This is a genomic window from Microbacterium sp. NPDC089188 (assembly GCF_040685155.1).
GTDB lineage: Bacteria > Actinomycetota > Actinomycetes > Actinomycetales > Microbacteriaceae > Microbacterium > Microbacterium galbum.
Map to the genome: position 1 here is coordinate 362,452 of NZ_JBFBHH010000003.1, position 25,702 is coordinate 388,153.

Consider the following 25,702-nt stretch of genomic DNA (forward strand, 5'->3'; position numbering starts at 1 on the left):
CCGGCGATGAGCCACGGGGGCACTCGTACTCGCGGCGGTATGTGAAAGAAGGAGAAGGCAGTGGCAGGGGAACGACAGGCTCGAGTGGCGGACCGCATCCGCGTGGTGCTCGCCGAACGCCTCGAGAAGGGGCTGCGCGACCCGCGGCTCGGATTCGTCACCATCACCGACGTGCGGGTCACGGGTGACCTCCAGCGCGCCTCGGTGTTCTACACGGTCATGGGCGACGAGGCGCACCGCGCCGACACCGCCGCGGCGCTGAAGTCCGCGACCGGCATGCTGCGCAGCGAGGTCGGCAAGCACCTCAACACGCGGCTCACCCCGTCGTTGGAGTTCATCCTCGACGGCATCCCCGAGAACGCCGACCACATCTCGGCGCTGCTGCGCGAGGCGCGCGAGCGCGACGAGTCGGTGGCGGGTCTCGCCGCGTCGGCCGCCTATGCCGGCGAGGCCGACCCGTACGTCAAGCCGCGCGACCTCGACGACGACGATCTCGACGAGGACGACGACCCCGACGAGGGCGATCTCGACGAGGACGGAGAAGCCGCGCGGATCTGATGCCGCGTGTTGAAGAGGCCGGATGCCACCCCGAGCGGGTCGCATCCGGCCTCTTCGTCATTCCGGGTGGGCCGCGAGCCCCCGATCAGGATGTCGGGTGGCCCGGCAGGCGCAGGTGTTCGTCGATCGCTTCGGCCAGGCCGTCGGCGATGAGCGAATCGATCGCGCGGTCGCGCTGTGCGGCGTCCGGCCACGTCGGAAGCACGGCGAACAGCGGCACCGACGCCGGCGCGGCCTCGCGAAGGGTCTTGAGCACGGCACCGCGCGCCTGTCGGTCGCTGCCCTCGTAGCTCGCCTGTCTGCGGCGGCGGTCCTCGGACTCGGGGTATCCCGCCGCCCGCCACGCGCACCGCGCGGCCAGGGGGCACGCGTCGCACCGCGGTGATCGCGCCGTGCACACGATCGCACCGAGCTCCATGGCGGCGGCGTTCACGATCGCGGCTTCCGCGATGTCGTCGGGGAGTTCGGCATCCATCCGCTCCAGGTCGCGACGGTGCGGCGGGCCGGGTTGCGCGCGTCCCTCGACCGCGCGGGCGAGCACGCGACGCGTGTTCGTGTCGACGACCGGATGCCGGTCCCCGTACGCGAAGACCGCGACCGCGCGCGCGGTGTAGTCGCCGATGCCGGTGAGGGCGAGCAGAGCCTCGACGTCGCGGGGGACGACCCCGTCGTGACGGTCGCGGATCTCCACCGCGGCGCGGTGCAGCCACAGCGCGCGCCGCGGGTAGCCGAGGTTCGCCCACTGGGTCACCGCGTCGCCCGGGGGAGAGGCGGCGAGATCGGCCGGGGTGGGCCAGCGGGTCAGCCAGGCCTCGAGGTGCGGGATGACGCGCGCCACGGGGGTCTGCTGGAGCATGAACTCGCTCACGAGGGTTCCCCAGGCGCCGAAGCCCGCGCGCCTCCATGGCAGGTCGCGCGCCGCGCCGCGGTACCAGTCGATGAGCGGCGCGGCGAGTCCTGGCATCCCTCCAGCCTACGGTCGCGGGAACGCCGCGGTGCCCCGATGCGGACCTCGGTCGCGGGCGGGACAGGGACGCGGCGCGGACGGCGATCTCGCGGGGCGGGCGGCGACGAGGAGGGCGGGTGTCGGTGGGCGAAAGTAGGCTGGAGGCATGGCCTCGACCGAGAACACCGTCCCCGAACTGCAGCGGAGCCTCCGCGACCTGATGCGGCAGAACAGCCGCGCGGGTCGAGTGGTGGTGGCGGTCGACGCACTCGACGCCGACGCGGCCGGATCGTTCGCCGACGCCTTCGCCGCGGCCGTCGGTGAGGACGGTACCGCGGTGGTCCGCGCGTCGCTCGCCGACCACGCCGACGACGTCCGCGAGAGTGTCGTCGCGCCCTTCCGCGCCGGTGAGCCGGTCGGCGACTCCGCGGGGGCACCGGCCGACGCGGTGCTCGTCGTCTCCGGGCGCTTCCTGCACGCTCCCGAGGTGCGCGGGCTGTGGAACTTCTCGATCTGGCTCGAGAGCAACCCGCCGATCGGCGCCCCGCGACCGGAACTGCCCGATGCCGAGAAGCACTACCTGCGCACGGTCCGGCCGAAGGCGGCGGCCTCGGTCATCGTCGAGAACTCCGACCCCGCCCACCCCGTCCAGGTCTTCGGAGATTTCTGCTGATGGTGCGCCCCGGCATCCTCCTGGTCGACAAGCCGGGAGGCATCACCAGTCATGACGTCGTGTCGCGCGCGCGACGCGCGCTGGGCACGCGCAAGATCGGTCACGCCGGCACGCTCGACCCGATGGCGACGGGGCTGCTCGTGCTCGGCGTCGAGGGCGCGACCCGTCTGCTCACCTACATCGTGGGCGCCGACAAGACCTACGAGGCGACGATCCTCCTCGGGGTGTCGACCGACAGCGACGACGCCGACGGGGTCGAGACCGAACGGGCGGATGCCGACGCGGTCGCGGCCGTGACGGATTCCGCGATCCACGAGGGCATCGCCGCTCTCACCGGCGAGATCGACCAGGTGCCGAGCACCGTGTCGGCGATCAAGGTCGACGGGCGCCGCGCGTACGACCTCGCGCGCGCGGGGGAGCAGGTGGAGCTGAAGTCGCGCCGGGTCATCGTCTCGCGCTTCGACGTACACGCCACGCGCCGCGGGCAGGGGTCCATCGAGCTCGACGTGGTCGTGGACTGCACGAGCGGCACGTACATCCGCGCCCTCGCGCGCGACCTCGGCCGGGCCCTCGGCGTGGGCGGCCACCTGACCGCCCTGCGTCGCACGCGCATCGGGGCGTTCGACGTCGCCGGCGCGGCGTCGGTCGACGACCTCGCCGAAGACGCCCTGATCGAGCCCGCCACCGCCGCCGCGGTCGTCATGGGAGCGATCGCGGTGGGCCCCGACGAGGCGCGCGACCTGCGCCACGGCAAGCGCATCGACGGCGGGGGGCGGCTGACCGGCGCCGTCGCCGCCGCGATCGATCCCGACGGGCGCCTCATCGGCGTGGTCGAGAAGCGCGGTACGCAGCTGAAGAGCGTCATGAACATGCCCGAGGAGAGCGTCCGATGATCCTGTGGTTCACGCTCGTGCAGGTGGGGATCGCGGTGCTCGCGGGCGTCGTCGCCGTCGGGGCCGGTCTGATCGGCCGGCGGCCGGGAGACGTCACGGTCGGATCGCTCGCCCTCATCGAGCTGCTGCTGATCGTGCAGATCGTCGTGGCGATCATCGCGCCGTTCGCGGGCAACCCGCCCTCGGGGAGTCTGCTGGAGTTCTGGACCTACCTCGTGTCGGCGGCGCTCGTGCCGATCGCGGGCGTCGCGTGGGCGCTGCTCGAACGCAGTCGATGGAGCACCGTGGTCATGGGTGTCGCCGCCCTCGCGGTCGCCGTGATGGTGTGGCGCATGCACGTCATCTGGACGGTGCAGCTGGCCTGAGGGGTCAGGGGATGCCGCGGCTTGAGGCGGCGCGGTGGTCCCGGTCGCTTCGACAGGCTCAGGGACCTGAGCGGGCAGGGACTCACGCACCTGGGCGGGAGGGGGCTGAGCCTGTCGAAGCCACCGGCCGGATCCGGCGCCCACGGTCGCCGCCGCGCCGCTCGGTCGCGGCCGGGGCGAACTAGAATCGAGGTGTCATGGCATCCACCACTCCTACCCGTTCCCGGGGGATGACCGGCATCGGCCGTGTCCTCGTCGTCGTCTACGGCATCATGGCGCTCGCCGCCACGGGTCGCTCCTTCGTGCAGATCGTGCGCGAGTTCGACGATGCCCCGCTGGCGTATTCGCTGTCCGCCCTCGCCGCGGTCGTCTACATCCTCGCGACCCTCGCGTTGGTCTTCTCCGGGCGCCCCGCCTGGTACCGCGTCGCCTGGATCGCGATTGTATTCGAGTTGGTCGGCGTGCTGGTGGTCGGCACGCTGAGCCTGGTGCTGCCGGCGCTGTTCCAGCACCCGACCGTGTGGTCGGTGTACGGATACGGCTACCTCTTCATCCCGCTCGTGCTGCCCTTCCTCGGACTGTGGTGGCTCGTGCGGCACCGCCGGACCACGTCGTGATCGTCTTCCGCGACCCCGCTGAGGTCCCCGCCGGCTTCGGTCCGACCGTGGTGGCGATCGGCAAGTTCGACGGCGTGCACACCGGCCACCGCGCGGTGATCGACCGCGCGCGGGTCGACGCGTCCGACGGTGCGCGCGTGGTCGCCGTGACCTTCGACCGCAATCCCCTGAGCGTGCTGCGTCCGGAGAAGTGCCCCGCCGACGTCATCGGCCCGCACCAGAAGCTCGACCTGCTGGAGCGGGCCGGAGTGGATGCCACGCTGCTGCTGACCTTCGACGACGCCCTGGCGGCGATCCCGGCGGAGGACTTCGTGCGCGGCATCCTCGTCGACGCCCTCGACGCCCGCACCGTGCTGGTCGGGCGAGACTTCCGCTTCGGCGCCGGGGGAGTGGGAGATCCAGCGCTTCTCGAGCGCATGGGAGCGGAGCACGGTTTCCGCGTCGACGTCGTCGACGACGTCCGCGCCGTGCACGCCGACCGGCGCGTGTCGTCCACGTGGATCCGCGAGGCGCTGTCGGCGGGCGACATCTCGACGGCCGCGCGCCTGCTGGGTCGTGCTCCCTCGGTGTGGGGCGAGGTCGTGCACGGACTCAAGCGCGGGCGCGAGCTGGGGTATCCCACCGCGAACCTGTCGCCCGACCTCGAGGGCTTCGTGCCCGCCGACGGCGTCTACGCCGGGTGGCTGGTCGACGTCGACGGGGCGCGGCGCACGAGCTATCCCGCCGCGATCAGCGTCGGCACCAATCCGACCTTCGACGACGTGAACGCGCGGCAGGTCGAGGCGTACGTCATCGACGAGACCGGGCTCGACCTCTACGGCCATCACGTCGAGGTGCGCTTCGTCGAACGCGTGCGCGGGATGACGGCGTTCGACGGCATCGACGCGCTCATCGTCCAGATGGCCGACGACGTCGAGCGCTCGCGCGCGATCCTGCGCTGAGCAGCAGGGGCGCAAGGCACAGGCGTCGCCACGTGGGGGTAGGCGTCGCCACGCGGCACTGACGTCGCCACGCGTCGCGGGCCATCGCGGGGCGGTGATCGCGGCCCCGAGGCGCCCCGCGTCCGCGCCGCGGCGCCCCGACCGCCGCGGAGGTCAGTCCTGCCGCGACAGGCGGTTGCGGATGCCGAGGAACGACGCCGCCGCCCCGAGCGCCATCAACGCGGCGGTGAAGATCGCGGCCCGGTGGAATCCGTCGAGATCCAGCGATCCGCCGACCACGGCGGAGACGGCGGCGATCGCGAGAAGACCGGCGACGCGCGAGACGGCGTTGTTGACCGCGGAGGCGATGCCGGAGCGCTCGGAGTCGATCGCGCCGAGCACCGCGGCGGTCAGAGGGGAGACCGTGGCGGTCAGGCCCAGGCCGAACACGATGACGCCGGGGAGCACCTGCGTCCAGTAGTCGAAGTCGTCGCCGACGAGCAACAGGAGCAGCGCGCCGGCGGCCATCACGAGGGGGCCGACCGTCATGAAGAGTCGCGGCCCGAGACGCCCCGACAACGCCCCCATGCGAGAGCTCAGGACGATCATGAGGACGGTGCTCGGCAGCGATGCGAGCCCCGCGAGGGTCGCCGGCAGCCCGGCCCCCTGCTGCAGGTACACGCTGAGCACGAAGCCGTTGAGCGACAGCGCCGCATAGACGAACACGGTGGCGAGATTGCCCGCCCAGAAGTTGCGCGCCCGGAAGAGGTCCAACGGCATCATCGGTTCGCGCGCCGTCTTCTGACGCACGAGGAAACCCGAGAAGGCCAGGATGCCGATGATCCCCGGGAGCCAGATGACGGGGGAGGCCCACCCGAGGTTGGGCTGCTCGATGAGGGCGAACACGATGCCGCCGAGGCCTGCCGCGCACAGGACGGCGCCGAGGATGTCGACGCGAGCGCCGGGGCGGCGGTGGTCGCGATGGCCGAGCCGGGTCAGCAGCCACATCGTGACTCCGATGGGGAGGACGTTGACGAGGAAGACGAGCCGCCACGACAGGGTGTCGACGAAGACCCCGCCGATCAGGGGGCCCGCGAGCATGGCGACGGTGGTCGCGCCGGTCCAGATGCCGATCGCGCGCGCCTGCGCGGCACCGCGGAAGGTCGAGGTGATGAGGGCGAGCGAGCTGGGCACGAGGAGGGCGCCGGCCACGCCCTGGAGCGCGCGGGCCACGATGAGGAACTCCGCGGTGGGGGCGGCGGAGATCGCGAGGGAGGTGACGCCGAAGCCGATGAGGCCGATGCGCAGGACGACGACCCGCCCCAGGACGTCGCTGAGCGAACCGGCGACCAGGATGAACGCCCCCAGCGTGACGAGGTAGGCGTCGACGACCCACTGCTGCGTGCTCAGCCCGCCGCCCAGGTCGGCGGCGATGGCCGGGAGGGCGACGTTCACCACCGTGCCGTCGAGGAACGACACGAACGAGGCGAGGACCGCGACCGCGAGCACCGTGCGCTGCTCGCGCGTCATCGTCTCGGCCATTCCCCCAGCGTAGGGTCGGTCGCTCGGGGGCGGGGCGGCTTGCGAGGAGCCGCTTGCGCCGCGACCCTGCGGGCGCGTCCGCGGGACATCGACCCGGGGAGGCGATCACGGCCCCGGACGTGGTGCAGGAATACCCCCTGGGGGTATCCTGTTGAGGACGGGGTGACCGGAGGAGGAGCCATGAGCGACCAGACGGATGCCGCACCGACCGCCGAGGCGGTGCTCGACATCGACGGGATGACGTGCGCGAGCTGCGTCGCGCGCGTTGAAAAGCGCCTGGGGCGGGTCGAGGGCGTGGAAGCGGCGGTCAACCTCGCGACGGAGACCGCGCGGGTGCGCTACCCCGCCGACCTCGACACGACGGCCCTGGTGGATGCCGTGCGCGCCGCCGGCTACGACGCCCGCGTCCGCACCCGCACCTCCACCCAGCCGCCCCCGGTGCCCGTGCCCGCCCCCGGGGGAGCGGTGGATGCCGTGACCGGGCGCGATCTCGCCGCGACCGCCGCGCAGCCCGACGGTGCCGCCTCGAACGCGCCGGGCGCCTCCGCGCCCGCGCCGGCGGGTACTCCCGCGCACGCCTCCGCCGCCCAGGCTGCCGATGCGCACGCCCCCGACGCGCCAGCCCCCGACGCGCACGCCGACTCCGCGAACGCGCCCTCCGGGCACGTGCACGACACGACCGATGCGCCCGGCTCGACCCCCCTGCGCGTGCGCCTCTGGGTGTCGCTCGGCCTGGCGGTTCCCGTGGTGGCGCTCGGCATGGTCCCGGCCTGGCAGTTCCCCGCGTGGCAGTGGGTGTCGCTGGTGCTCGCGACTCCGATCGTCCTGTGGGGCGGGTGGCCCTTCCACCGCGCCACGCTGCGCAACGCGCGGCACGGCGCCGCCACGATGGACACGCTCATCACGCTGGGCACCTTCGCCGCCTACCTCTGGAGCGTCTGGGCGCTCGTCTTCGGATCGGCCGGGCGGATCGGCATCCGTCACGAGGTGATGCTCTTCGGGCCGGTGCACGACGCGACCTCCGTGGTCTACTTCGAGGTCGCCGCCGCGGTCACCGTCTTCCTGCTGCTCGGACGCGTCATCGAGCAGCGCTCCACCCGTCGAGCCGGGGCGGCGCTGCGGTCACTGCTCGACCTCGGCGCGCGGGAGGCGGAGCTCGTCGACGGGCGTCGCATCGACATCGCGCAGCTCGCCGTCGGTGACGAGTTCGTCGTGCGCCCCGGGTCCACCGTCGCCACGGACGGAGACGTGCTCGAGGGGAGCGCCTCGGTGGACGAGAGCATGCTGACCGGGGAGTCAGTCCCGGTCGACGTGGGTCCCGGATCGACGGTGACCGGCGGCACCATCGCCTCGGGCGGACGGCTCGTCGTGCGTGCGACGGGGGTGGGCGAGCAGACGCGTCTCGCGCGCATCGCCCGTCTCGTCGAGGACGCGCAGCTCGGCAAGAGCCGCGTGCAGCGCCTCGCCGACCGCATCTCGGGCGTCTTCGTCCCGGTCGTGATCGTGCTGGCCGCGCTGACCCTCCTCGGCTGGCTCCTCGCCGGGCAGCCGCTGTCGGCCGGCTTCACCGCCGCTGTCGCGGTGCTCATCATCGCCTGCCCGTGCGCGCTGGGCCTGGCCACCCCGATCGCGATCCTCGTCGGTACCGGCCGCGCGGCCCAGCTCGGCATCCTGGTGACGGGACCCTCGGCCCTGGAATCCGCGGAGCGCATCGACACGATCGTCCTCGACAAGACCGGCACTCTGACCGCCGGACGCATGAGCGTCGTGAACATCACCGCCGCCGACGATCAGGACGCCGAGGAGGCCCTGCGTCGGCTGGCCGCGCTCGAGCGCGCGTCGGAGCATCCCGTGGCGCACGCGATCGTGGCGGCGGCGGCCGATGGACCGGTGGCCCGTGACGTGGAGGCGCTGCCCGGCCGCGGGATCGTCGGTCTCGTCGACGGCATCCGCGTGTTCGCGGGGCGTCCCGCCCTCGCCGCCGACCTGGCGGCGCCGCTGCCGGTGGCGCTCGCCGCGGCCGTCGAGGAGGGGGAGCAGCGCGGAACCGTCGTGGTGGCGGGATGGGCCGACGCCGACGGCGCGATGCGTGCACGCGTCGTGGTCGAGGTGGCCGACACGGTGCGCCCCGAGAGCGCCTCCACCGTCGCCCGCCTGCGCGAGATGGGTCTCGAGCCGGTCCTGCTCACCGGCGACAATGCGCACATCGCGCGCGCCGTCGCCGACGAGCTCGGCATCGAGACGGTGCGCGCGGGCGTCCTGCCCGAGGGCAAAGTCGACGAGATCGCCACGCTCCGGGCCGCGGGGCGCACCGTCGCAATGGTCGGCGACGGGGTCAACGACGCCGCCGCCCTGGCATCCGCCGATCTGGGCATCGCCATGGGAGGGGGGACGGATGCCGCGCTCCACGCGAGCGACGTCGCCCTCATGCGCGACGACCCGCGCGGCATCGTCACCGCGGTGGCCCTGAGCAGGCGCACGATGCGCGTGATCCGCGGCAACCTCTTCTGGGCCTTCGCGTACAACGTGGCGGCTCTGCCGCTGGCGGCCCTGGGGCTGCTGAACCCGATGCTCGCCGGAGCCGCGATGGCGTTCTCGAGCGTCTTCGTCGTCCTCAACAGTCTGCGGTTGCGGCACGCGGCCTGAGCGGCGCCGACCGGGGAAGTGCGCGGATCGTCCACGACCGCGCGTCTTCGCCGTCGGTCCGGGGGCGAAAGCCGCTAGAATGATCTCGATCCCGCCATCCGCCCCAGTCGTGAACCGTTCCGGTCGACGCGCTCTCGGGCCACAGGCACCGCCGCTTCGGCGGCGTGCCGGGTGATGTTCCCCGGGGTCACTGATCCACCGGCCTCGCGCCGGAACGTTCCGGACTACTTCCGGACGACACGCTCAGGAGGAGCATGCCGACCACGGCAACCGCCGCCCGTAGCTCGAGCCAGCGGCGCAGGAAGACCACGTCATCCCGACGCGACGACGAAGCACCCGTCATCCCGATCCTCGCGCGCAAGGTGCGCGAGGTCGAGGCGAAGGCGCAGCGCGGCAAGCTCGGGCCCACCAACCGCGTCAAGTTCCAGGTGATCGCGTTCCTCGTGCGCGAGGAGCGTGCGCGGGTGAAGGCCGACACCGAGATCACCGACGCCGCGCGCGCCGAGCTGCTCAAGCGCCTCGACGGCGTGGCGACGATCCTCGCGAAGACCGCCGCGCGCGACACCTCGCTGATCCAGCTGCTCGAGGTCGACGCGGCCACCTCGCCGGTCGCCCGCCGCATGCGTCGCGACTGGCTGCTCGAGTCCGGCGCCGAGCTGCCGCCGGACGAGCTGATCATCACCGACAACACGCCGAAGATCACCCCGGTCGTCTCCGCGGCTCTCGCCGACAAGCAGGTCGTGCCGGCATCCATCGAAGCGCGCCAGATGGCGAACCCGTTCCGCGCCCCCGACCTCACGCCGCGCCCCAGCGGAGACGCCCCGCGCCGCCGCCTCGACGGGTGGGAGCTCATGGGCCCGCTCTACAAGGCGTTCGAGACCGGCGCCGGCGGGTCGGCCGCGAGCATGGAGCTGCCGCCCGTGCCCGAGTTCGACCGGCTCTCGCCGCGCGGGCTCGAGGTCATGCCGCATCAGTCGCGCTTCCTCGAGGCCGTGCGCCTCGGCCACCGCGAGTTCCTCCTCGCCGACGAGCCCGGCCTGGGCAAGACCGCGGAGTCGGTGCTGGCGGCATCCGTCGCCGACGCCTACCCCCTGCTGGTCGTCGTCCCCAACGTCGTGAAGATGAACTGGGCGCGCGAGGTGCAGCGGTGGACCCCGCAGCGCCGCGCGACCGTCATCTCCGGCGGCGGCGCCGACATCGACGCTTTCGCCGACGTGTTCATCGTCAACTACGAGATCCTCGACCGCCACCTCTCGTGGCTGTCGTCGATCGGTCTCAAGGGCGTCGTCGTCGACGAGGCGCACTTCATCAAGAACCTCACGTCGCAGCGTTCGCAGAACGTGCTGGCCCTGGCATCCCGGGTGCGCGAGCAGACGCGCGACCCGCTCATGCTCGCTCTGACCGGGACCCCGCTGATCAACGACGTCGAGGACTTCGACGCGATCTGGCGCTTCCTCGGCTGGACCAACGGCGAGAAGCCCGGTCCCGAGCTGATGGAGAAGCTGGATGCCACGGGCCTGACGCCCGCCGACAAGGCGTTCTACCCCGAGGCGCGCGAGGCCGTCATCTCGATGGGCATCGTGCGACGCAAGAAGAAGGACGTCGCCGCCGATCTGCCCGACAAGCTGGTCGCCGACCTGCCCGTCGAGCTGGACGACGAGTACGGCCGGTCGATCCGTCAGGCCGAGCGCGAGCTCGGCGCCCGACTGGCCGCGAAGTACCGCCGCATCATCGAGGCGCGCGGCGACCGCGGCCTCGCCGCCGGCGAGATCGACGACGACATCGTACGTCTGGTCGCGCACGGCGAGCTCGAGGAGTCGAAGGCCGCGGGATCGGGCAGCGAGAACGTCTTCACGATGGTGCGCCGCATCGGTCAGGCCAAGGCCCACCTCGCCGCCGACTACGCCGTTCAGCTGCAGCGCTCGGTGGGCAAGGTCGTGTTCTTCGCCAAGCACATCGACGTGATGGATGCCGCCGAGGCCCACTTCAAGGCCTCCGGTCTCAAGGCCGTCTCGGTGCGCGGCGAGCAGACCTCGACCGCCCGTCAGGCCGCGATCGACGCCTTCAACAGCGACCCCGACGTCGGCATCGCGGTGTGTTCGCTCACCGCCGCCGGTGTCGGCCTCAACATGCAGGCCGCCTCCAACGTCGTGCTCGCCGAGCTGTCGTGGACCGCGGCCGAGCAGACGCAGGCGATCGACCGCGTGCACCGCATCGGCCAGGAGGAGCCCGTGACCGCGTGGCGCATCATCGCCGCGCACACGATCGACACGAAGATCGCGGAGCTCATCGACTCCAAGGAGGGCCTCGCCCAGCGCGCCCTCGACGGACAGTCGGTCGAGCCGGGTTCGAGCGACTCCGTGCAGCTCTCGGCGCTCATGCACCTGCTGCGTCAGGCGCTCGGCACGGCCTGATCCGTCGCCCTCGAACGCCCCGGCCCTGTGCCGGGGCGTTCGCGTGTCGTCACGAGAACAGGCAGTTCGACGAGAACAGGCCGTCACCGGCTGAAGCAGCCTGTTCCCGTCGCACGCCCTGCTTCCGTGACGTCGGCTCCGCGGAACGGGTGGGGCCCCTGGCGTCCAGTGTGCTCGTCTCGCCGGGTATGGCGGACCGTCAGGCGGACCACGGCGTCGGGGTTCCGGCATCCTTCGCCCCTCCGTCACCGTGTGGCAGCGTTCCCGCCCGCGGCGATAGGGTCGAAGACGGCAACGGCGCCGACCCTCCACCCGAATCACAGCACCAGAGGACTCTGCCCATGAAGATCGGCATCCTGACCAGCGGCGGCGACTGCCCCGGTCTCAACGCGGTCATCCGTGGCGTCGTGCTGAAGGGCACGACCAACTACGACATCGAGTTCGTCGGCATCCGCGACGGGTGGCGCGGAGTCGTCGACGGCGACTTCTTCCCCCTGACGCGTCACGAGGTGAAGGGACTGTCCAAGGTCGGCGGCACCATCCTCGGCACGAGCCGCACCAACCCGTACGAGGGCGTGCGCGGCGGCGCCGAGAACATCTCCAAGACGATGTACGGGCACCGGCTCGACGGCATCCTGGCCATCGGCGGCGAAGGAACTCTAGCCGCGGCCGACCGTCTGTCGAAGGACGGCATCAACGTCCTCGGCGTGCCGAAGACGATCGACAACGACCTGCGCGCGACCGATTACTCGTTCGGCTTCGACACCGCCGTCAACATCGCGACGGATGCCATGGACCGCCTCCGCACCACCGGCGACTCGCACCAGCGCTGCATGGTGGCCGAGGTCATGGGCCGCCACGTGGGCTGGATCGCGCTGCACGCGGGTATCGCGGCGGGCGCTCACGTCATCTGCATCCCCGAGGTGCCGATGTCGATCGACGAGATCGTCGAGCAGGTCACTCGCGCCCACGACCGCGGTCGTGCCCCGCTCGTCGTCGTTTCCGAGGGTTTCAAGCTCAAGGGCATGGACGAGGCGTTCAGCGACAAGGGTCTCGACGCCTTCAACCGTCCCCGCCTCGGCGGCATCGGCGAGCTGCTCGCCCCCGAGATCGAGCGCCTCACCGGCATCGAGACCCGCGCCACCGTGCTCGGTCACATCCAGCGCGGTGGTTCGCCGTCGGCGTTCGACCGCGTGCTCGCGACGCGCCTCGGTCTGCACGCCGCCGACGCCCTGAACGAGGGCGCCTGGGGTCAGATGGTCGCGATGCGCGGCACCGACATCGTGCGCGTGCCCTTCGCCGACGCCCTCGGCGAGTTGAACAGCGTTCCGCTGTACCGCTACGAAGAGGCCGCGGCGCTGTTCGGCTGAGTTCGTCGCTCCGACGCCCCGTCCCGCCTCGCGCGGGGCGGGGCGTTCGCGTGCGCGGCGAGTGGGCGCGGTGAGCGTGTGCAGCGTATGAGGCGGGCAGTGTGAGGGACGCACGCGCAGCGTGGGATGCGCGAGCAGGCGTGGCGAGCGTGCGCCGTGTCCCCGCGGCCTCGTCCCACATATGGCGGTGCGTGTCCCACTTATGGCCGGTCCAGGTGCGCTGAACCGGTCATAAGTGGGACATGGTCGGGGCGGTGGCGGCTGAGAGGCGTCCTCCACAGGTGCAGAGCAGGCGGAAGGGCTGTGGAGAAGGCTGACGCACGGGTCAACGGTCGGGATCCTGGAGCATGACCCGCCGCCAGCCCCTGCCGGACGACCCGCCCGACCGATTCCACGTAGCGGAGGCCCTGGAACGGGGTGCGAGCAGGACCCGCCTCCGCGCATCCGACCTCGTCACGCCCTTTCATGGCGTGCGGTCTCGCCCGACCGGCGACCAGAGCATCCTCGAGAGGTGCCGGGCCTATGCGCCCCGCCTCGCCGACGGGCAGTTCTTCAGTCACGAGACGGTGTTCGTCCTGCGCGGTCTCAGCACACCGGATTGGCCCTACACGCCGCGCCTGCACGTGTCGGCGCACCGCCCCGCGCGCGAGCCCCGCACCCGTGGTGTCGTCGGTCATCGATTGCAGACCCGAGAGCCGGCCATCGAAACCGGACCCGAGGGGATGCCGATCGAGAACGCCGTTCGCGCATGGCGGCAGTGCGGCCGGCTGTGGCGTCTCGACGACCTGGTCGCGGGCGCCGACGCGCTCCTCGCCGGGCGAAGGCCGCTCGCCACCGCCGCCGACCTGGATGTCGAGATCGCCCGCATGGGGGATGTCCGGGGCGGCATCCTCCGGAGGGCGCTCGCTCTCGCCCGCCCGGGCGTGAGGTCACCACGCGAGACCCACCTGCGGCTCCTCCTCGCGCGCCACGGACTTCCGGAGCCCGGCGTCAACGAGGACATCTTCTCGACTCGGGGAGAATTCGTCGCGGAGATCGACCTCACCTTCGAGGCGTGGCGCGTCGCCGTCGAGTATGACGGCCGCGTGCACGCGGAGGATCCGCGGCAGTTTGCTCACGACGCGGATCGCTGGGCCGCAATTCGCGACGCGGGGTGGGATCACGTCCGCATCCTGAGCCACCACCTCCGCGGAGACGGCGCAGCCGCGGCATCCCTCGTGCGCGCCGCGCTGCTCAGAGCGGGCTGGCGGCCCGGTCAGTGACCCCTTGTCCCACTCATCGCTGGTTGAGGGGCTCGCAACCGGCCACAAGTGGGACGAGCACCGTCACGAGTGGGACATGCCGCAGCCGCCGCAACCGCGCAGCCGCCGCGACCGCGCAGCCGCCGCGACCGCACAGCCGCCACGACCGCTCGCCTACCGTGGCCGCGCCGCCGCTCTTACTCCGCCAGTCCCAGCACATCCAGCAGCCACGCGAGCTCGAACGCGCGCTCGCGCCAGGCGTTGTAGCGGCCGCTGACGCCGCCGTGGCCGGCGACCATCTCGCACTTCAGCATCGCGTCGGCTCCGACCTCGCGCAGGCGTTGCACCCACTTGGCCGGCTCGACGTAGAGCACGCGCGTGTCGTTCAAGGACGTGACCGCGAGGATGCGGGGGTAGGCGACACCGTCGCGCACGTTCTCGTACGGCGAGTACGACTTCATGTAGGCGTACACGTCGGCGTCGTGCAGCGGGTCGCCCCACTCGTCCCACTCGATCACCGTGAGCGGCAGCGACGGGTCGAGGATCGTGGTCAGCGCATCGACGAAGGGCACGTCGGCCAGGATGCCGGCGAACATCTCGGGTGCGAGGTTGGCCACCGCGCCCATGAGCAGGCCGCCGGCGCTCCCGCCCTCGGCGACGATGCGGTCGGGTGTCGTGTAGCCCTCCGCCACGAGGTGGCGGGCGGCGGCGACGAAGTCGGTGAACGTGTTGCGCTTGGCCTGCAGCTTGCCGTCCTCGTACCACTGGCGACCCATCTCGCCACCGCCGCGCACGTGCGCCACGGCGAAGACGACTCCACGGTCGAGCAGCGACAGTCGCGGAACCGAGAAGCCGGGTTCGATCGAGTGCTCGTAGGAGCCGTAGCCGTACAGGTGCACAGGGCGCGCCGCCGTACCGGGCTCGCCGAACGAGCGCTTCCAGACGAGCGACACGGGCACCTGCGTCCCGTCCTCGGCGGGTGCCCAGACGCGCGCCTGTCCGTAGTCGGAGGGGTCGAAGCCGCCGAGCACGGGCTGGCGCTTGCGCAGAAGCAGTTCGCCGGTATCGATCACGTAGTCGAAGACGGTGCCGGGCGTCACGAACGAGCCGTACCCGAGGCGCAGCATCGGCGGCGCCCACTCCGGGTTGCCACCCGTGCCGACGCTGTAGAGCGGCTCGTCGAACGCGATCTCGGTGACGGCCCCGTCGGCGTACGACAGCATGCCCAGGCGCGCGAGCCCGTCGCGGCGGTACGCCACGACACCCCAGTCGCGGAACGTGTCGACGCCCAGCAGACGCTGCCCCGTGCGGTGCGCGATGACCGTCTCGCGCGGCCCCTGCGGTGCGGATGCCGGCACCCGCACCAGTTCGAAGTCGAGGGCGCCGTCGTTGTGGAGGATGTAGAGCACGTCCTCGCCGTCGACCACGGCGTGCGAGCTGGAGTACTCCACGCCTTCCGTGCGCGGCCACACCACGCGCGGCTCGCCACGGAGGTCGTCGGCGTCCACCAGCCACTCCTCGCTCGTGATGGAGGAGCCCATCTCGATGACGAGGTATTTGTCGCTGCGGGTGAAGTCGGCGCCGACCCAGTAGCGGTCGTCCGGCTCGTGGAACAGCTTCACATCGGCATCCACACCCGTCCCGATCTCGTGCAGCCACACGGTGTCGGGGCGCCACGCGTCGTCGACGGTGGTGTAGACGATGAAACGGCCGTCGGGCGAGAAGGTCGCGCCCGAGAAGGTGCCGGGGATCTCGTCGGCGAGCGTCTCGCCGGTCGTCAGGTCGCGCACGCGGACCGTGTAGCGCTCGTCTCCGGCGACGTCGATGCCGTACAGCATGCGCGTGCCGTCGTTCGAGATCTCGAAGCTCCCGAGCGAGAAGAAGTCGGTGCCCTCGGCCTCGACGTTGCCGTCGAACAGCACCTGCTCGCCCGGGACAGGGCGGTCGGGGGAGAGGGTGGGCGGCGTCCAGTCATCGGGGGAGTCCAGCGGGGCGCGGCACTGGATGCCGTACTGCGCGCCCGCGACGGTGCGTCCGTAGTACCACCAGTCACCGCGGCGGGCGGGGACCGAGAGGTCGGTCTCGAGCGTGCGGCCCTTGATCTCGCCGAAGATCGTGTCGCGCAGACGCGAGAGGTGAGCGGTGCGCGCGGAGGTATACGCGTTCTCGGCCTCGAGGTGGGCGACGACCTCGGCGTCGTCCTTCGCGCGCAGCCATTCGTAGGGATCGTCGAAGGTGTCGCCGTGGTGGGTGCGGGCGATCGGACGGCGGTCGGCGACGGGAGGGGTGGGCTGCGGGTCGAGGTCGGTCACCGTTCCACGCTAGTGCGCCGCCGCGGCATCCGGCCGAAGACGCCGACGGATGCCGACCTCCCGCGCCGCTGCGCGTTTGACCCTCACAGGTCCGAATGAAAGGATGTCGTCGCGTCTTTCGGTGAACGAAAGATCAACGCCAGGTGAACTCTTCGTTCGTCACGCCGATCCCGTCGGCATCCCTTCCTCCTTCTCACGGAAAGCGAACGGTGGAGAGCGCAGCCCTCATCATCGTGCTGGTCATCGCGCTGGCACTGTTCTTCGATTTCACCAACGGGTTCCACGACACCGCGAACGCGATGGCCACGCCCATCGCCACCGGTGCGCTGAAGCCGAAGGTGGCCGTCCTTCTCGCCGCCAGCCTCAATCTGGTGGGCGCGTTCCTGTCGACCGAGGTCGCCAAGACGATCTCGGGCGGCATGATCCGCGAGGATCAGTTGAGTCCCGACATCTTCCCGCCCATCATCTTCGCGGGTCTCATCGGCGCGATCACGTGGAACATGCTCACGTGGCTGCTGGGCCTCCCCTCCAGCTCCTCGCACGCGCTCTTCGGCGGCCTGATCGGCGCGACGCTCGTCGGCGTCGGCGCCTCGGCCATCGACACCGGGGTCGTGCTGAGCAAGGTGATCCTCCCGGCCCTCATCGCCCCGCTCACGGCCGGCCTGATCGCCTTCGTCGTGACGAAGATCGCCTACGGCGTCACGCGTCGCTACGACGCGAAGGCCGACGGCCGCGACGGCTTCCGCTGGGGCCAGATCTTCACGTCGTCGCTCGTGGCCCTGGCCCACGGCACGAACGACGCGCAGAAGACGATGGGCGTCATCACCCTCGCCCTCATCACCGTCGGGTGGCAGTCCACCGCCAACCCCGACCCGCAGCTGTGGGTCGTCTTCGCCTGCGCGATCACGATCGCCCTGGGCACCTACATGGGCGGGTGGCGCATCATCCGCACGCTCGGCAAGGGCCTCACCGACGTCAAGCCCGCCCAGGGCTTCTCGGCCGAGACCTCGACGGCGGCGACGATCCTCGCCTCGAGCGCCCTCGGTTTCGCCCTGTCGACGACGCAGGTGGCATCCGGGTCGGTCATCGGGTCGGGCCTGGGACGCCGCGGCTCGACCGTGCGCTGGAACACCGTCGGCCGCATCATGATCGGCTGGGTGCTGACGCTGCCCGCGGCCGGCGCAGTGGGCGCCGCCGCCGCCCTCATCGTCGTGTGGCTCGGTGGGTGGGGCGTCGCCGTCGACGCCGTCATCGCCGTCGTGATCGTGCTGGGCCTGTTCCTGCGCTCGCGCCGTGACTCCGTCACCTCCGCGAACGCGATGAGCGAGGTCGCCGATTCCGGCGCCGCCGTGAAGGTGCCGCGCAAGCCCGGACCCACGCGCCGCCAGCGCCGCCTCGAGCGCGAGAAGGCCGGGAAGGACGCCTGATGCTCATCAACTGGGGAGCCTTCCTGCAGGTCTTCGCCGCCGCCCTCATCGGGGCGTCGGTCGTCGTCACCTTCTACGCCCTCGGGCTGCGCCTGCTCGTGCGCGGCGGTCGACCGCCGCTGGTCGCGCCCGCGGAGTTCACCGACGCCATCACGGTGCTCACCGACAAGCAGCGTCGCCGCGCCGAGAAGGCCGTCGCCAAGGCCGCGAAGAAGAACCCGCTCAGCGACGGGCAGAAGCGCCTGTCGCTCGTCGGCGCCTACGTGTGCTTCGCCGTGTGCGCGGCGGCCGTGCTGGGTGCGCTGCTGCTTATCCTCTTCAACCACTGACGCCCGCAACCCGGTCCGACTCCGCGGGGGGTCGGTTCCGGATGCCGGACCCTCGGCGCGGTCGGACGCGATCCCGTACGCCGGGGTCGCCGGTCGTCCCGCGCGGTGGCGTACGGGACACCCCGCCCGGCCTGCCGATGTCGGAACCCCCTCCTAGGCTGTGGGCATGGCATCCGTGCAGTTCGGTCAGCATGCGCCCGCCGCGCGCGTCATCCTCCACCTCAGCGATACGCACCTGCTCGGTGGGGAGCGCCTCCTCGGCGGCCGTTACGACACGGCCGTGCACCTCCGTCGCACGCTCGCGGCGGCCGAGGCGACGGGGGTCCGACCGGATGCCGTGGTCTTCACCGGCGACCTCACCGACCTCGGCGAGCCCGAGGCGTACCGTGCTCTGCGGGAGGCGGTGGAGCCCTGGGCGGAGCGCTTGGGGGCGCCGGTGGCGTGGGTGGCGGGCAATCACGACGAGCGGCCCGCGATGCGCGCCGAGCTCCTCGACGCCGAGGCCACCGAGGATCCGATCACGAGCGTGCACGACCTCGACGGCTTGCGGCTGATCGCGCTGGATTCCACCGTGCCCGGCTGGCACCACGGCGACCTCGACCCGGCGCAGCTCGCATGGCTGCGGGCCGAACTGGCAACGCCCGCCCCGCGGGGGACGATCCTCGCGCTGCACCATCCGCCGCTTCCCACCCACATCCCCTTCTTCGACATCCTCGAGCTGCGCGATCAGGCGGGCTTGGCCGAGGCGATTGCGGGCAGCGATGTGCGCGCGATCCTCGCGGGCCATCTGCACTACTCCACGTCGGGCACGTTCGCGGGGGTGCCCGTGAGCGTCGCCGCGGCATCCTGCTACACGATGGACCTCGCCCGACCGGCCGACGCCGTCAACGGGATGGATGCCGGGCGTTCGTTCCATCTCGTCCACGTATGGGACGACACGATCACCCACGCCGTCGTCCCGGTGGTCGACGCGGAGGCGACGGGGTACTTCACGCCCGAGTGGACGGCCGAGATGGCGGCGCTCAGTCCGGAGGAGCGACTCGAGGCGTTCTCGCGCAAGCGTGCGACCGGGCAATAGACGCGGCGGACGGTACCGATCCGACGACCGGCCGCCGTGTCCAGCGACCGCTCCGCCCGCCGTGGTTAGGCTCGTGGCATCCCTGCTCGCCGTGACACCCACGAGGACCCCCACATGGCTTTGGACGCAATGACGCGCACCCGTATCGAGACCGACTCCCTGGGATCGATGGAGATCCCCGCCGATGCGTATTGGGGGATCCACACGGCTCGGGCCCTCGAGAACTTCCCCATCGCGAAGCGCCCGATCTCGGTCTACCCCGACCTCGTGAGGGCCCTCGCGATGGTCAAGCAGGCCTCGGCCCGGGCCAACCGTGAGATCGGCGTGCTCGATCACGCGAAGGCCGACCTCATCGACCGCGCGGCGCAGCGCGTCATCGACGGCGAGTTCCACGACGAGTTCACCGTCGGCGTCATCCAGGGCGGCGCGGGCACGTCGACCAACATGAACGCGAACGAGGTCATCACCAACATCGCGCTCGAGATGGCCGGTCGCGAGAAGGGCGACTACGCGTTCCTCTCGCCCATCGACGACACCAACCGCAGCCAGTCGACGAACGACGTCTACCCGACCGCGATCAAGATCGGCCTGTCGCTCACACTCCAGAGCCTGCTCGAGGAGCTCGCGCTGCTGCGCCAGTCGTTCCTGGCGAAGTCGGAAGAGTTCCACGACGTGCTCAAGGTCGGCCGCACCCAGCTGCAGGATGCCGTGCCCATGACGCTCGGGCAGGAGTTCCACGGGTTCGCCACCACGCTCGGCGAGGACTACAACCGCCTCACCGAGAACGCCTACCTGCTCTTCGAGATCAACATGGGCGCCACCGCGATCGGCACGGGCATCACCGCCCACTCCGGCTACGCGGGGGCGGTGCTGCGGCACCTGCGGGAGATCACCGGCCTCGACCTCGAGACCGCCACCGACCTCGTGGAGTCCACGAGCGACACGGGCGCCTTCATGTCGTTCTCGTCATCGCTCAAGCGCAACGCCGTGAAGCTATCGAAGATCTGCAACGACCTGCGCCTGCTCTCGTCGGGTCCGCAGGCGGGCCTCGGGGAGATCAACCTCCCGCCGCGCCAGGCGGGCTCGAGCATCATGCCCGGCAAGGTCAACCCGGTCATCCCGGAGGTCGTGAACCAGGTCGCCTTCTCGGTCGTGGGGGCCGACATGACGGTCACCATGGCGGTGGAGGGCGGCCAGCTGCAGCTCAACGCCTTCGAACCGGTCATCGCCCACTCGATCTACCAGTCGATCACGTGGATGCGCCAGGCGATGTGGACCCTGCGCGTGAACTGCGTCGACGGCATCACGGCCAACCGCGAACGCCTGGGCGCGATGGTCGGCTCGTCGGTCGGCGTCGTGACCGCCCTGACGCCCTTCATCGGGTATGCGGCGGCCGCGGCTCTGGCCAAGACCGCGCTGCTGACGCACCGCAACGTCGCCGACCTCGTGGTGGAGGCGGGCCTGATGACCCGCGAAGAGGTCACGAAGCAGATCTCGCCGGCCCGTCTGTCGGGCCTGCAGGCCGTGACCGCGGCGATCCCGATCGTGCGCGCCGCCGACAGCGTCGTGGAGGACTGAGGCCGGGTACAACGACGTGCTCGTCGTTCCGACTCCTCGTCGCGCTATCCCTCAGGGCGGCTCGTCGGCGGTCTGCCGTGCCGCGGCATCCCGATCGTTCTCGCGTCGAGGTGGCCCCGGGGCCACTTCCGTCGCCCCGGGGCCACCTGCGGCCGTGTCGCGTGGCGATGGCGTGAACGGGCATCGCCCCGGGGCCACCTGCATCGCCCCGTAAGGCGCGAGGTCGCTTCGGCGCGGGCGCGGGTCAGTCGAGGATGCGGCAGTGCGTGGTCAACTCGCCGATGCCGTCGATGCCGACGGTCACCGTGGAGCGGTCGCGCAGGAAGATCTGCGGGTCGCGGGAGTAGCCGGCACCGCCCGGGCTCCCGGTGGAGATGAGGGTGCCCGGCAGCAGGGTCACCGACTCCGACAGCTTGTTGATCAGCGTCTTCACCGAGCGCACCATCTGGCCGGTGCTGGCATCCTGCACGGTGTGTCCATCGACCACGGTCCAGATGTGCAGGTCCTGCGGGTCGGGGATCTCGTCGGCCGTGACCACGAACGGACCGGTCGGGGTGAAGCCGTCGAACGACTTGCACCGCGACCACTGCGCCTCGGAGAACTGGATGTTGCGCGCGGTGATGTCGTTGACGACCGTGTAGCCCCACACGTGGTCGAGGGCGTCGGACTCGGGGATGTCGCGGCCGGGCCGGCCGATGATGACCCCGAGTTCGGCCTCGTAGTCGACGGCTTCGCTGAGCGCCCGGGGCCACGACGTGGTCGCCTCGTGCGCGGTGAGCGAGTTCGGCCACAGGACGAACACCGTCGGGCCCGCGTCGGTCTTCAGTCCCAACTCGCCCGAGTGCGCGGCGTAGTTCAGTCCCACCGCGAGGATCGACGGGGGAGCGAGCACGGCCGAGGCGAAGCGGATGCCGGCGAGGGGCTGCCGCGGGGCGGTCGCACTGGCCTCGCGCACGCGGTCGAGGAGGGCGTCACCGCCGGCGATCAGCTGCTCGAGCGTGGCAGGGGCGCCGTCGAAGAGCTCGTCGACGAACGAGAACTCCTCACCGTGGACGCTGACGAGACGGGGGGCTTCCGCCCCTTCCTGAGACCGGACGTGGGCGAAACGCATGCCTCCACGCTACCGGCCCGCGCCCCGCAGCGGAGGCCGCAAGCCCCGGATGCGCCGTCCCCGGCCCGCTCTAGGCTGAGCCCATGAGCTCCCCCTCGCCGTTGTCCCGGCCCGGTTCGGTCGAACCGACTCGCATCACGACGGCTCCGCAGGTAACGGCATCGGCCGCCCCGCCGCGGTCGCGCGGCGGGGGCGTGGCGCTGTGGGTGGTGGCCGTGCTGCTCGTTCCGCTCCTGGCGCTGCTCGTGCGGTACTTCACCGGGTTCCTGGGCACAGCGGCGACGTTCCTCGGGCTCGTGCTCGCCGCGATCCCCTTCGTGATCGTGTGGTTCGCCGTGCGCTACATCGACCGGTGGGAGCCGGAGCCGCGCCGCCTGCTCGTGTTCGCGGTGGCCTGGGGGGCGATCGCCGCGGTCGTCATCGCCCTGGGCGTCGACCTGCTGCTCACGCTCGTGGTCGGCCGACTGCCGGAGGCGTTCAGCGCCGTCGTCCAGGCGCCCATCGTCGAGGAGATCGCGAAGGGTCTCGGCGTCCTGCTCATCTTCGCTTTCGCCCGCCGGGCGTTCGACGGCCCCGTCGACGGCATCGTGTATGGAGCGCTCATCGGAGCGGGCTTCGCGCTCACCGAGAACGTGCAGTACTTCGCGATCAGCTACCTCGAGGGCGGCCCGGCTCAAGTGGCGAGCACCTTCTTCCTGAGGGCCGTCCTCTCGCCCTTCGCCCACGTGATGTTCACCAGTCTCACCGGGTTCGCGTTCGGCCTCGCCGCGCGTCGCGGCCTGCGCACGGGCGCGGCCCTCGCCTACGGCATCCCGGGCCTCGTCGGGGCGATCGTGCTGCACGGCCTCTGGAACGGGTCGGCCACGTTCGCGAACTTCTTCGAGGTCTACGCGGCGCTGCAGGTTCCGCTGTTCGTGCTGTTCATCCTCGGCATCCTGGCCCTGCGCCGTGAGGAGTCGCGCCTCACCCGCGCCCGCCTGGGCGAATACGCCGCCGCCGGATGGTTCACCCCGCAGGAGGTCGACATGCTCGCCACGGGGCCGGGGCGGCGGTCCGCCATCGCCTGGGCGCGCACGCTGCCGGGCGACCGCTCGCCGGTGATGAAGACGTTCATCGTGGATGCCACGGCGCTCGCCGCCGCGCGCCAGCGCACGCTGTCGGGGCGCGATCCCCAGGCTCCGGCGACCGAGCGCTACCTGCTCGAGCGCACGACGGCGGCGCGGGCGGCCCTGCTGTCGCGGTGACGGACCGCGGCTGCGTGTGCCCGGGCGGGCGCATCGCCGCGAGCACCTGCGCGCCGCCGCCGTCCCTTCGTCACGGGCCGGGCGCCACTGGTTCTCGTCGACGGGGGTCTTGACACCGCCGTGGGGTGGGAGCACCATCGATACAGGCCAACTCAGCGCCCGGGAGACACGCAGGCATCGCCGCGGCACCGGGCGCTGAGTCTTTCCTCCGGCGGTGTCCAGAGGCTGCCGCGCACGCGCGGGCGTGCTTGGATGGATGCATGACTGATCGCACCAAGCCGGAGTTCGACGCTCCCAGCGGCCCCGCCCCCTCCGACCTCGTCATCCGCGACATCATCGTCGGCGACGGCGACGAGGCCAAGCCCGGCGACACGGTCACCGTGCACTACGCCGGTGTCGAGTACGAGTCGGGCGAAGAGTTCGACTCGTCGTGGGGTCGCGGCGAGAGCATCCAGTTCCCCCTGCGCGGCCTCATCCAGGGCTGGCAGGACGGCATCCCGGGCATGAAGGTCGGCGGACGCCGCGAGCTCGTGATCCCGCCGCACCTCGCCTACGGCCCCGCCGGTGGGCACTTCCTCGGCGGCAAGACCCTCATCTTCATCATCGATCTGCTCAAGGTCGGCTGACGACACCCGATGTTCACGAACCCGAGGGGGCTGCGGCACCCTCGGGTTCGTTTTTTTCCACGATCGTGGAATACATTCGTGTGAATGGGAGTTAGACCTCCCCAGGACGCCGACGCGGCTCCCCAGACCTCTAGGAGTGACATGACCGACACCACCACCCTCGACATCCCCGGCTACAAGGCGGGCACCTGGGTCCTTGACCCCTCGCACAGCGAGGTGACCTTCACCGTCCGTCACATGATGATCTCGAAGGTGCGCGGCACCTTCGGCATGAAGAGCGCCACGCTCGTCGCGCCCGAGAACCCCCTCGCGGCCACCGTCGAAGCGTCCGTCGACGTCACCTCGGTCGACACCAAGGACGAGGGCCGCGACCAGCACCTCCGCTCGGCCGAGTTCTTCGACGTCGAGACCTACCCCACGATGGACTTCCGTTCGACCGGCGTCCGTGTCGAGGACGGCGACTACCTCGTCGATGGCGAGCTGACCATCCGCGGCGTCAGCAAGCCCGCCACCTTCTCGATCGACTTCGGCGGCTTCGGCACCGACCCGTGGGGCAACTACAAGGTCGGCGCCACCGCGAAGACCGTCATCAACCGCGAGGACTACGGCCTCACCTGGAACGCCGCCCTCGAGACCGGCGGCGTCCTCGTCGGCAAGGACGTCACTATCGAGCTCGACCTGCAGTTCGCGCACCAGGCGTGATCGCTCCGCAGCGCTCGCTGCGGTCGTGATCCCCACGAAGACCCCGGATGCCACACCTCGGCATGCGGGGTCTTCATCCGTCCGGGCGCGACGCGGGGTCCGCCGCGTCGACTCAGGCCCGCGTGCGGCGCGGCAGGCGCAGGCGCTGCTGCACGAGCAGGATGCCGAGGAAGACGACGGCGGCCCCCACCGGCTCATTCCAGGAGATTCTCTCGCCGAGGACGAGGATGCCGAGGGCCACCCCGACGACGGGGGTGATGTACGTCACGGTGGACGCACGGGTGGGGCCCCAGGCGCGCAGGGTGTTCTGGTTCCAGACGTAGGCGATGCCCGTGCCGAGCACGCCCAAGGCGATGATGCTGCCGACGACGGGGAGCGAGAGGTCCATCGGCTCCGCGAGGATCAGCGGGGAGAGCACGACCATGAAGGCCGCAGCCGGACCGATGTAGCCGAACGCGAACGCGATCCCCGACAGGCCCGTGTCGCCGAGGAAGCGGCGCATGTAGGCGAGGCTGAAGCCGTAGCAGGCCGTCGCGCCGAGCAGGGCGAGCTGGGCGACGATGCTGTCGCCGACCTCGGACACGGCGCCGGGGGCGATGATCACGACGACACCGGCGATACCCACGGCGACGCCGAGCAGTTGACCGAGCTCGAGGCGCTCGACGCGGAACACCGCCCACGCCATGATCGCTGTCATGATCGGCGTGGTGGCGTTGAAGATGCTCGCCAGTCCCGACGACACGTGCTGCTCGGCCCACGCGAACAGCAGGAACGGCACGACGCAGAAGCTGAAGGCCAGCACGCACAGGTGGGCCCAGACGCGCCGGTCGCGGGGCAGGCGCTCCCGCCGGATCGCGACGATGGCACCGAGGGCGAGAGCGCCGAACAGCAACCGGCCGCCCGCGACCTGCGCGGGCGTGATGCCGGTGAGGGCGATCGCGATGAAGAGGAAGCTCGACCCCCACACGATGCCGGTGAGCACGAATTGCACGGCGATCGAGACGGGGGAGGGGGAGGGAGCGGATGCCACGCTCCCGACGATAGGGCGATGTTCCGACATCGATCGTGTCGCCGGGATGCGACGTCCGGAATCCGCCGACGATCGGCAGT

The 25,702-nt window shown here is 71.3% G+C and carries 22 protein-coding genes; 17 read left to right on the forward strand and 5 right to left on the reverse strand.

Annotated elements, in window-relative coordinates; translation table 11 throughout:
- The first annotated feature begins 60 nt into the window (after nt 1-60).
- Nucleotides 61-558 carry a 30S ribosome-binding factor RbfA gene (rbfA, locus tag AB0N80_RS11610; RefSeq protein WP_315993139.1) on the forward strand — a complete coding sequence of 166 codons (498 nt, stop codon included), beginning with the start codon at nt 61-63 and terminating at the stop codon, nt 556-558.
- An 85-nt stretch (nt 559-643) separates the two neighbouring features.
- On the opposite strand, the gene AB0N80_RS11615 is transcribed toward rbfA, so the two are convergent.
- A complete protein-coding gene (locus tag AB0N80_RS11615; RefSeq protein ID WP_363578790.1) occupies nt 644-1,522 on the reverse strand; it encodes an A/G-specific adenine glycosylase in 879 nt (292 codons plus the stop codon).
- A 148-nt stretch (nt 1,523-1,670) separates the two neighbouring features.
- Between AB0N80_RS11615 and AB0N80_RS11620 the strand changes: the two genes are divergently transcribed.
- The 5 genes from AB0N80_RS11620 to AB0N80_RS11640 all read left to right on the forward strand — a co-directional run bounded on the left by AB0N80_RS11620 (nt 1,671) and on the right by AB0N80_RS11640 (nt 4,993).
- Nucleotides 1,671-2,177, forward strand: coding sequence for a hypothetical protein (locus AB0N80_RS11620; protein WP_315993137.1), 507 nt, complete (start codon nt 1,671-1,673; stop codon nt 2,175-2,177).
- A complete protein-coding gene (gene truB, locus AB0N80_RS11625) occupies nt 2,177-3,070 on the forward strand; it encodes a tRNA pseudouridine(55) synthase TruB (RefSeq protein ID WP_363578791.1) in 894 nt (297 codons plus the stop codon). The genes AB0N80_RS11620 and truB overlap by 1 nt, the downstream gene beginning before the upstream one ends.
- A complete protein-coding gene (locus AB0N80_RS11630; protein WP_315993135.1) occupies nt 3,067-3,435 on the forward strand; it encodes a hypothetical protein in 369 nt (122 codons plus the stop codon). Before truB ends, AB0N80_RS11630 begins: the two co-directional genes overlap by 4 nt.
- A 197-nt stretch (nt 3,436-3,632) precedes the next feature.
- Entirely contained in the window at nt 3,633-4,052 is a 420-nt protein-coding gene (locus AB0N80_RS11635) for a hypothetical protein (RefSeq protein WP_363578792.1), read from the forward strand.
- Nucleotides 4,049-4,993 carry a bifunctional riboflavin kinase/FAD synthetase gene (locus tag AB0N80_RS11640; protein WP_363578793.1) on the forward strand — a complete coding sequence of 315 codons (945 nt, stop codon included), beginning with the start codon at nt 4,049-4,051 and terminating at the stop codon, nt 4,991-4,993. The genes AB0N80_RS11635 and AB0N80_RS11640 overlap by 4 nt, the downstream gene beginning before the upstream one ends.
- A gap of 153 nt (nt 4,994-5,146) precedes the next feature.
- Here the strand turns inward: AB0N80_RS11640 and AB0N80_RS11645 are convergent, their stop codons facing one another.
- On the reverse strand, nt 5,147-6,514 hold the full coding sequence (locus tag AB0N80_RS11645; RefSeq protein WP_363578794.1) for an MFS transporter: 1,368 nt from the start codon (nt 6,512-6,514) through the stop codon (nt 5,147-5,149).
- Between the two features lie 180 nt (nt 6,515-6,694).
- On the opposite strand from AB0N80_RS11645, the gene AB0N80_RS11650 reads away from it, so the two are divergent.
- From AB0N80_RS11650 to AB0N80_RS11665, 4 genes are all read left to right on the forward strand, one after another.
- Nucleotides 6,695-9,160 (forward strand): heavy metal translocating P-type ATPase, encoded by a 2,466-nt coding sequence (locus AB0N80_RS11650; RefSeq protein ID WP_363578795.1) that lies wholly within the window; start codon nt 6,695-6,697, stop codon nt 9,158-9,160.
- Between the two features lie 254 nt (nt 9,161-9,414).
- A complete protein-coding gene (locus tag AB0N80_RS11655; protein WP_363392660.1) occupies nt 9,415-11,574 on the forward strand; it encodes a DEAD/DEAH box helicase in 2,160 nt (719 codons plus the stop codon).
- A gap of 341 nt (nt 11,575-11,915) precedes the next feature.
- Nucleotides 11,916-12,944 carry a 6-phosphofructokinase gene (locus tag AB0N80_RS11660; protein WP_298875050.1) on the forward strand — a complete coding sequence of 343 codons (1,029 nt, stop codon included), beginning with the start codon at nt 11,916-11,918 and terminating at the stop codon, nt 12,942-12,944.
- Nucleotides 12,945-13,414: 470 nt separating this feature from the next.
- Entirely contained in the window at nt 13,415-14,206 is a 792-nt protein-coding gene (locus tag AB0N80_RS11665) for a hypothetical protein (protein WP_363578796.1), read from the forward strand.
- Between the two features lie 176 nt (nt 14,207-14,382).
- Here AB0N80_RS11665 and AB0N80_RS11670 read toward each other — a convergent pair whose 3' ends face one another.
- Nucleotides 14,383-16,497 carry a S9 family peptidase gene (locus tag AB0N80_RS11670; RefSeq protein ID WP_315993128.1) on the reverse strand — a complete coding sequence of 705 codons (2,115 nt, stop codon included), beginning with the start codon at nt 16,495-16,497 and terminating at the stop codon, nt 14,383-14,385.
- Nucleotides 16,498-16,706: 209 nt separating this feature from the next.
- On the opposite strand from AB0N80_RS11670, the gene AB0N80_RS11675 reads away from it, so the two are divergent.
- The 4 genes from AB0N80_RS11675 to AB0N80_RS11690 all read left to right on the forward strand — a co-directional run bounded on the left by AB0N80_RS11675 (nt 16,707) and on the right by AB0N80_RS11690 (nt 20,909).
- A complete protein-coding gene (locus AB0N80_RS11675; RefSeq protein WP_315993127.1) occupies nt 16,707-17,924 on the forward strand; it encodes an anion permease in 1,218 nt (405 codons plus the stop codon).
- The gene (locus tag AB0N80_RS11680) at nt 17,924-18,253 is read left to right on the forward strand and encodes a peptidase (RefSeq protein ID WP_315993126.1); all 330 of its coding nucleotides are present in this window, start codon (nt 17,924-17,926) and stop codon (nt 18,251-18,253) included. Before AB0N80_RS11675 ends, AB0N80_RS11680 begins: the two co-directional genes overlap by 1 nt.
- 166 nt (nt 18,254-18,419) lie before the next feature.
- Nucleotides 18,420-19,331 carry a phosphodiesterase gene (locus tag AB0N80_RS11685; protein ID WP_363578797.1) on the forward strand — a complete coding sequence of 304 codons (912 nt, stop codon included), beginning with the start codon at nt 18,420-18,422 and terminating at the stop codon, nt 19,329-19,331.
- Nucleotides 19,332-19,445: 114 nt separating this feature from the next.
- The gene (locus AB0N80_RS11690) at nt 19,446-20,909 is read left to right on the forward strand and encodes an aspartate ammonia-lyase (protein WP_315993124.1); all 1,464 of its coding nucleotides are present in this window, start codon (nt 19,446-19,448) and stop codon (nt 20,907-20,909) included.
- A gap of 244 nt (nt 20,910-21,153) precedes the next feature.
- Here AB0N80_RS11690 and AB0N80_RS11695 read toward each other — a convergent pair whose 3' ends face one another.
- Complete coding sequence (locus AB0N80_RS11695; protein ID WP_315993123.1) at nt 21,154-22,020, reverse strand: fumarylacetoacetate hydrolase family protein; 867 nt, start codon at nt 22,018-22,020, stop codon at nt 21,154-21,156.
- Nucleotides 22,021-22,103: 83 nt separating this feature from the next.
- Here AB0N80_RS11695 and AB0N80_RS11700 point away from each other — a divergent pair, with 83 nt between their 5' ends.
- The 3 genes from AB0N80_RS11700 (at nt 22,104) to AB0N80_RS11710 (ending at nt 24,592) form a co-directional block, all read left to right on the forward strand.
- Nucleotides 22,104-23,264: a PrsW family intramembrane metalloprotease gene (locus AB0N80_RS11700; RefSeq protein WP_363578798.1), complete on the forward strand. Its 1,161-nt coding sequence runs from the start codon at nt 22,104-22,106 to the stop codon at nt 23,262-23,264.
- A gap of 260 nt (nt 23,265-23,524) precedes the next feature.
- On the forward strand, nt 23,525-23,890 hold the full coding sequence (locus AB0N80_RS11705; protein WP_013583439.1) for an FKBP-type peptidyl-prolyl cis-trans isomerase: 366 nt from the start codon (nt 23,525-23,527) through the stop codon (nt 23,888-23,890).
- A gap of 141 nt (nt 23,891-24,031) precedes the next feature.
- Nucleotides 24,032-24,592: a YceI family protein gene (locus tag AB0N80_RS11710; protein WP_315993121.1), complete on the forward strand. Its 561-nt coding sequence runs from the start codon at nt 24,032-24,034 to the stop codon at nt 24,590-24,592.
- 112 nt (nt 24,593-24,704) lie between these two features.
- Here the strand turns inward: AB0N80_RS11710 and AB0N80_RS11715 are convergent, their stop codons facing one another.
- Nucleotides 24,705-25,622, reverse strand: a complete 918-nt coding sequence (locus AB0N80_RS11715; RefSeq protein ID WP_363578799.1) for a DMT family transporter — start codon at nt 25,620-25,622, stop codon at nt 24,705-24,707.
- Nucleotides 25,623-25,702: the final 80 nt, after the last annotated feature.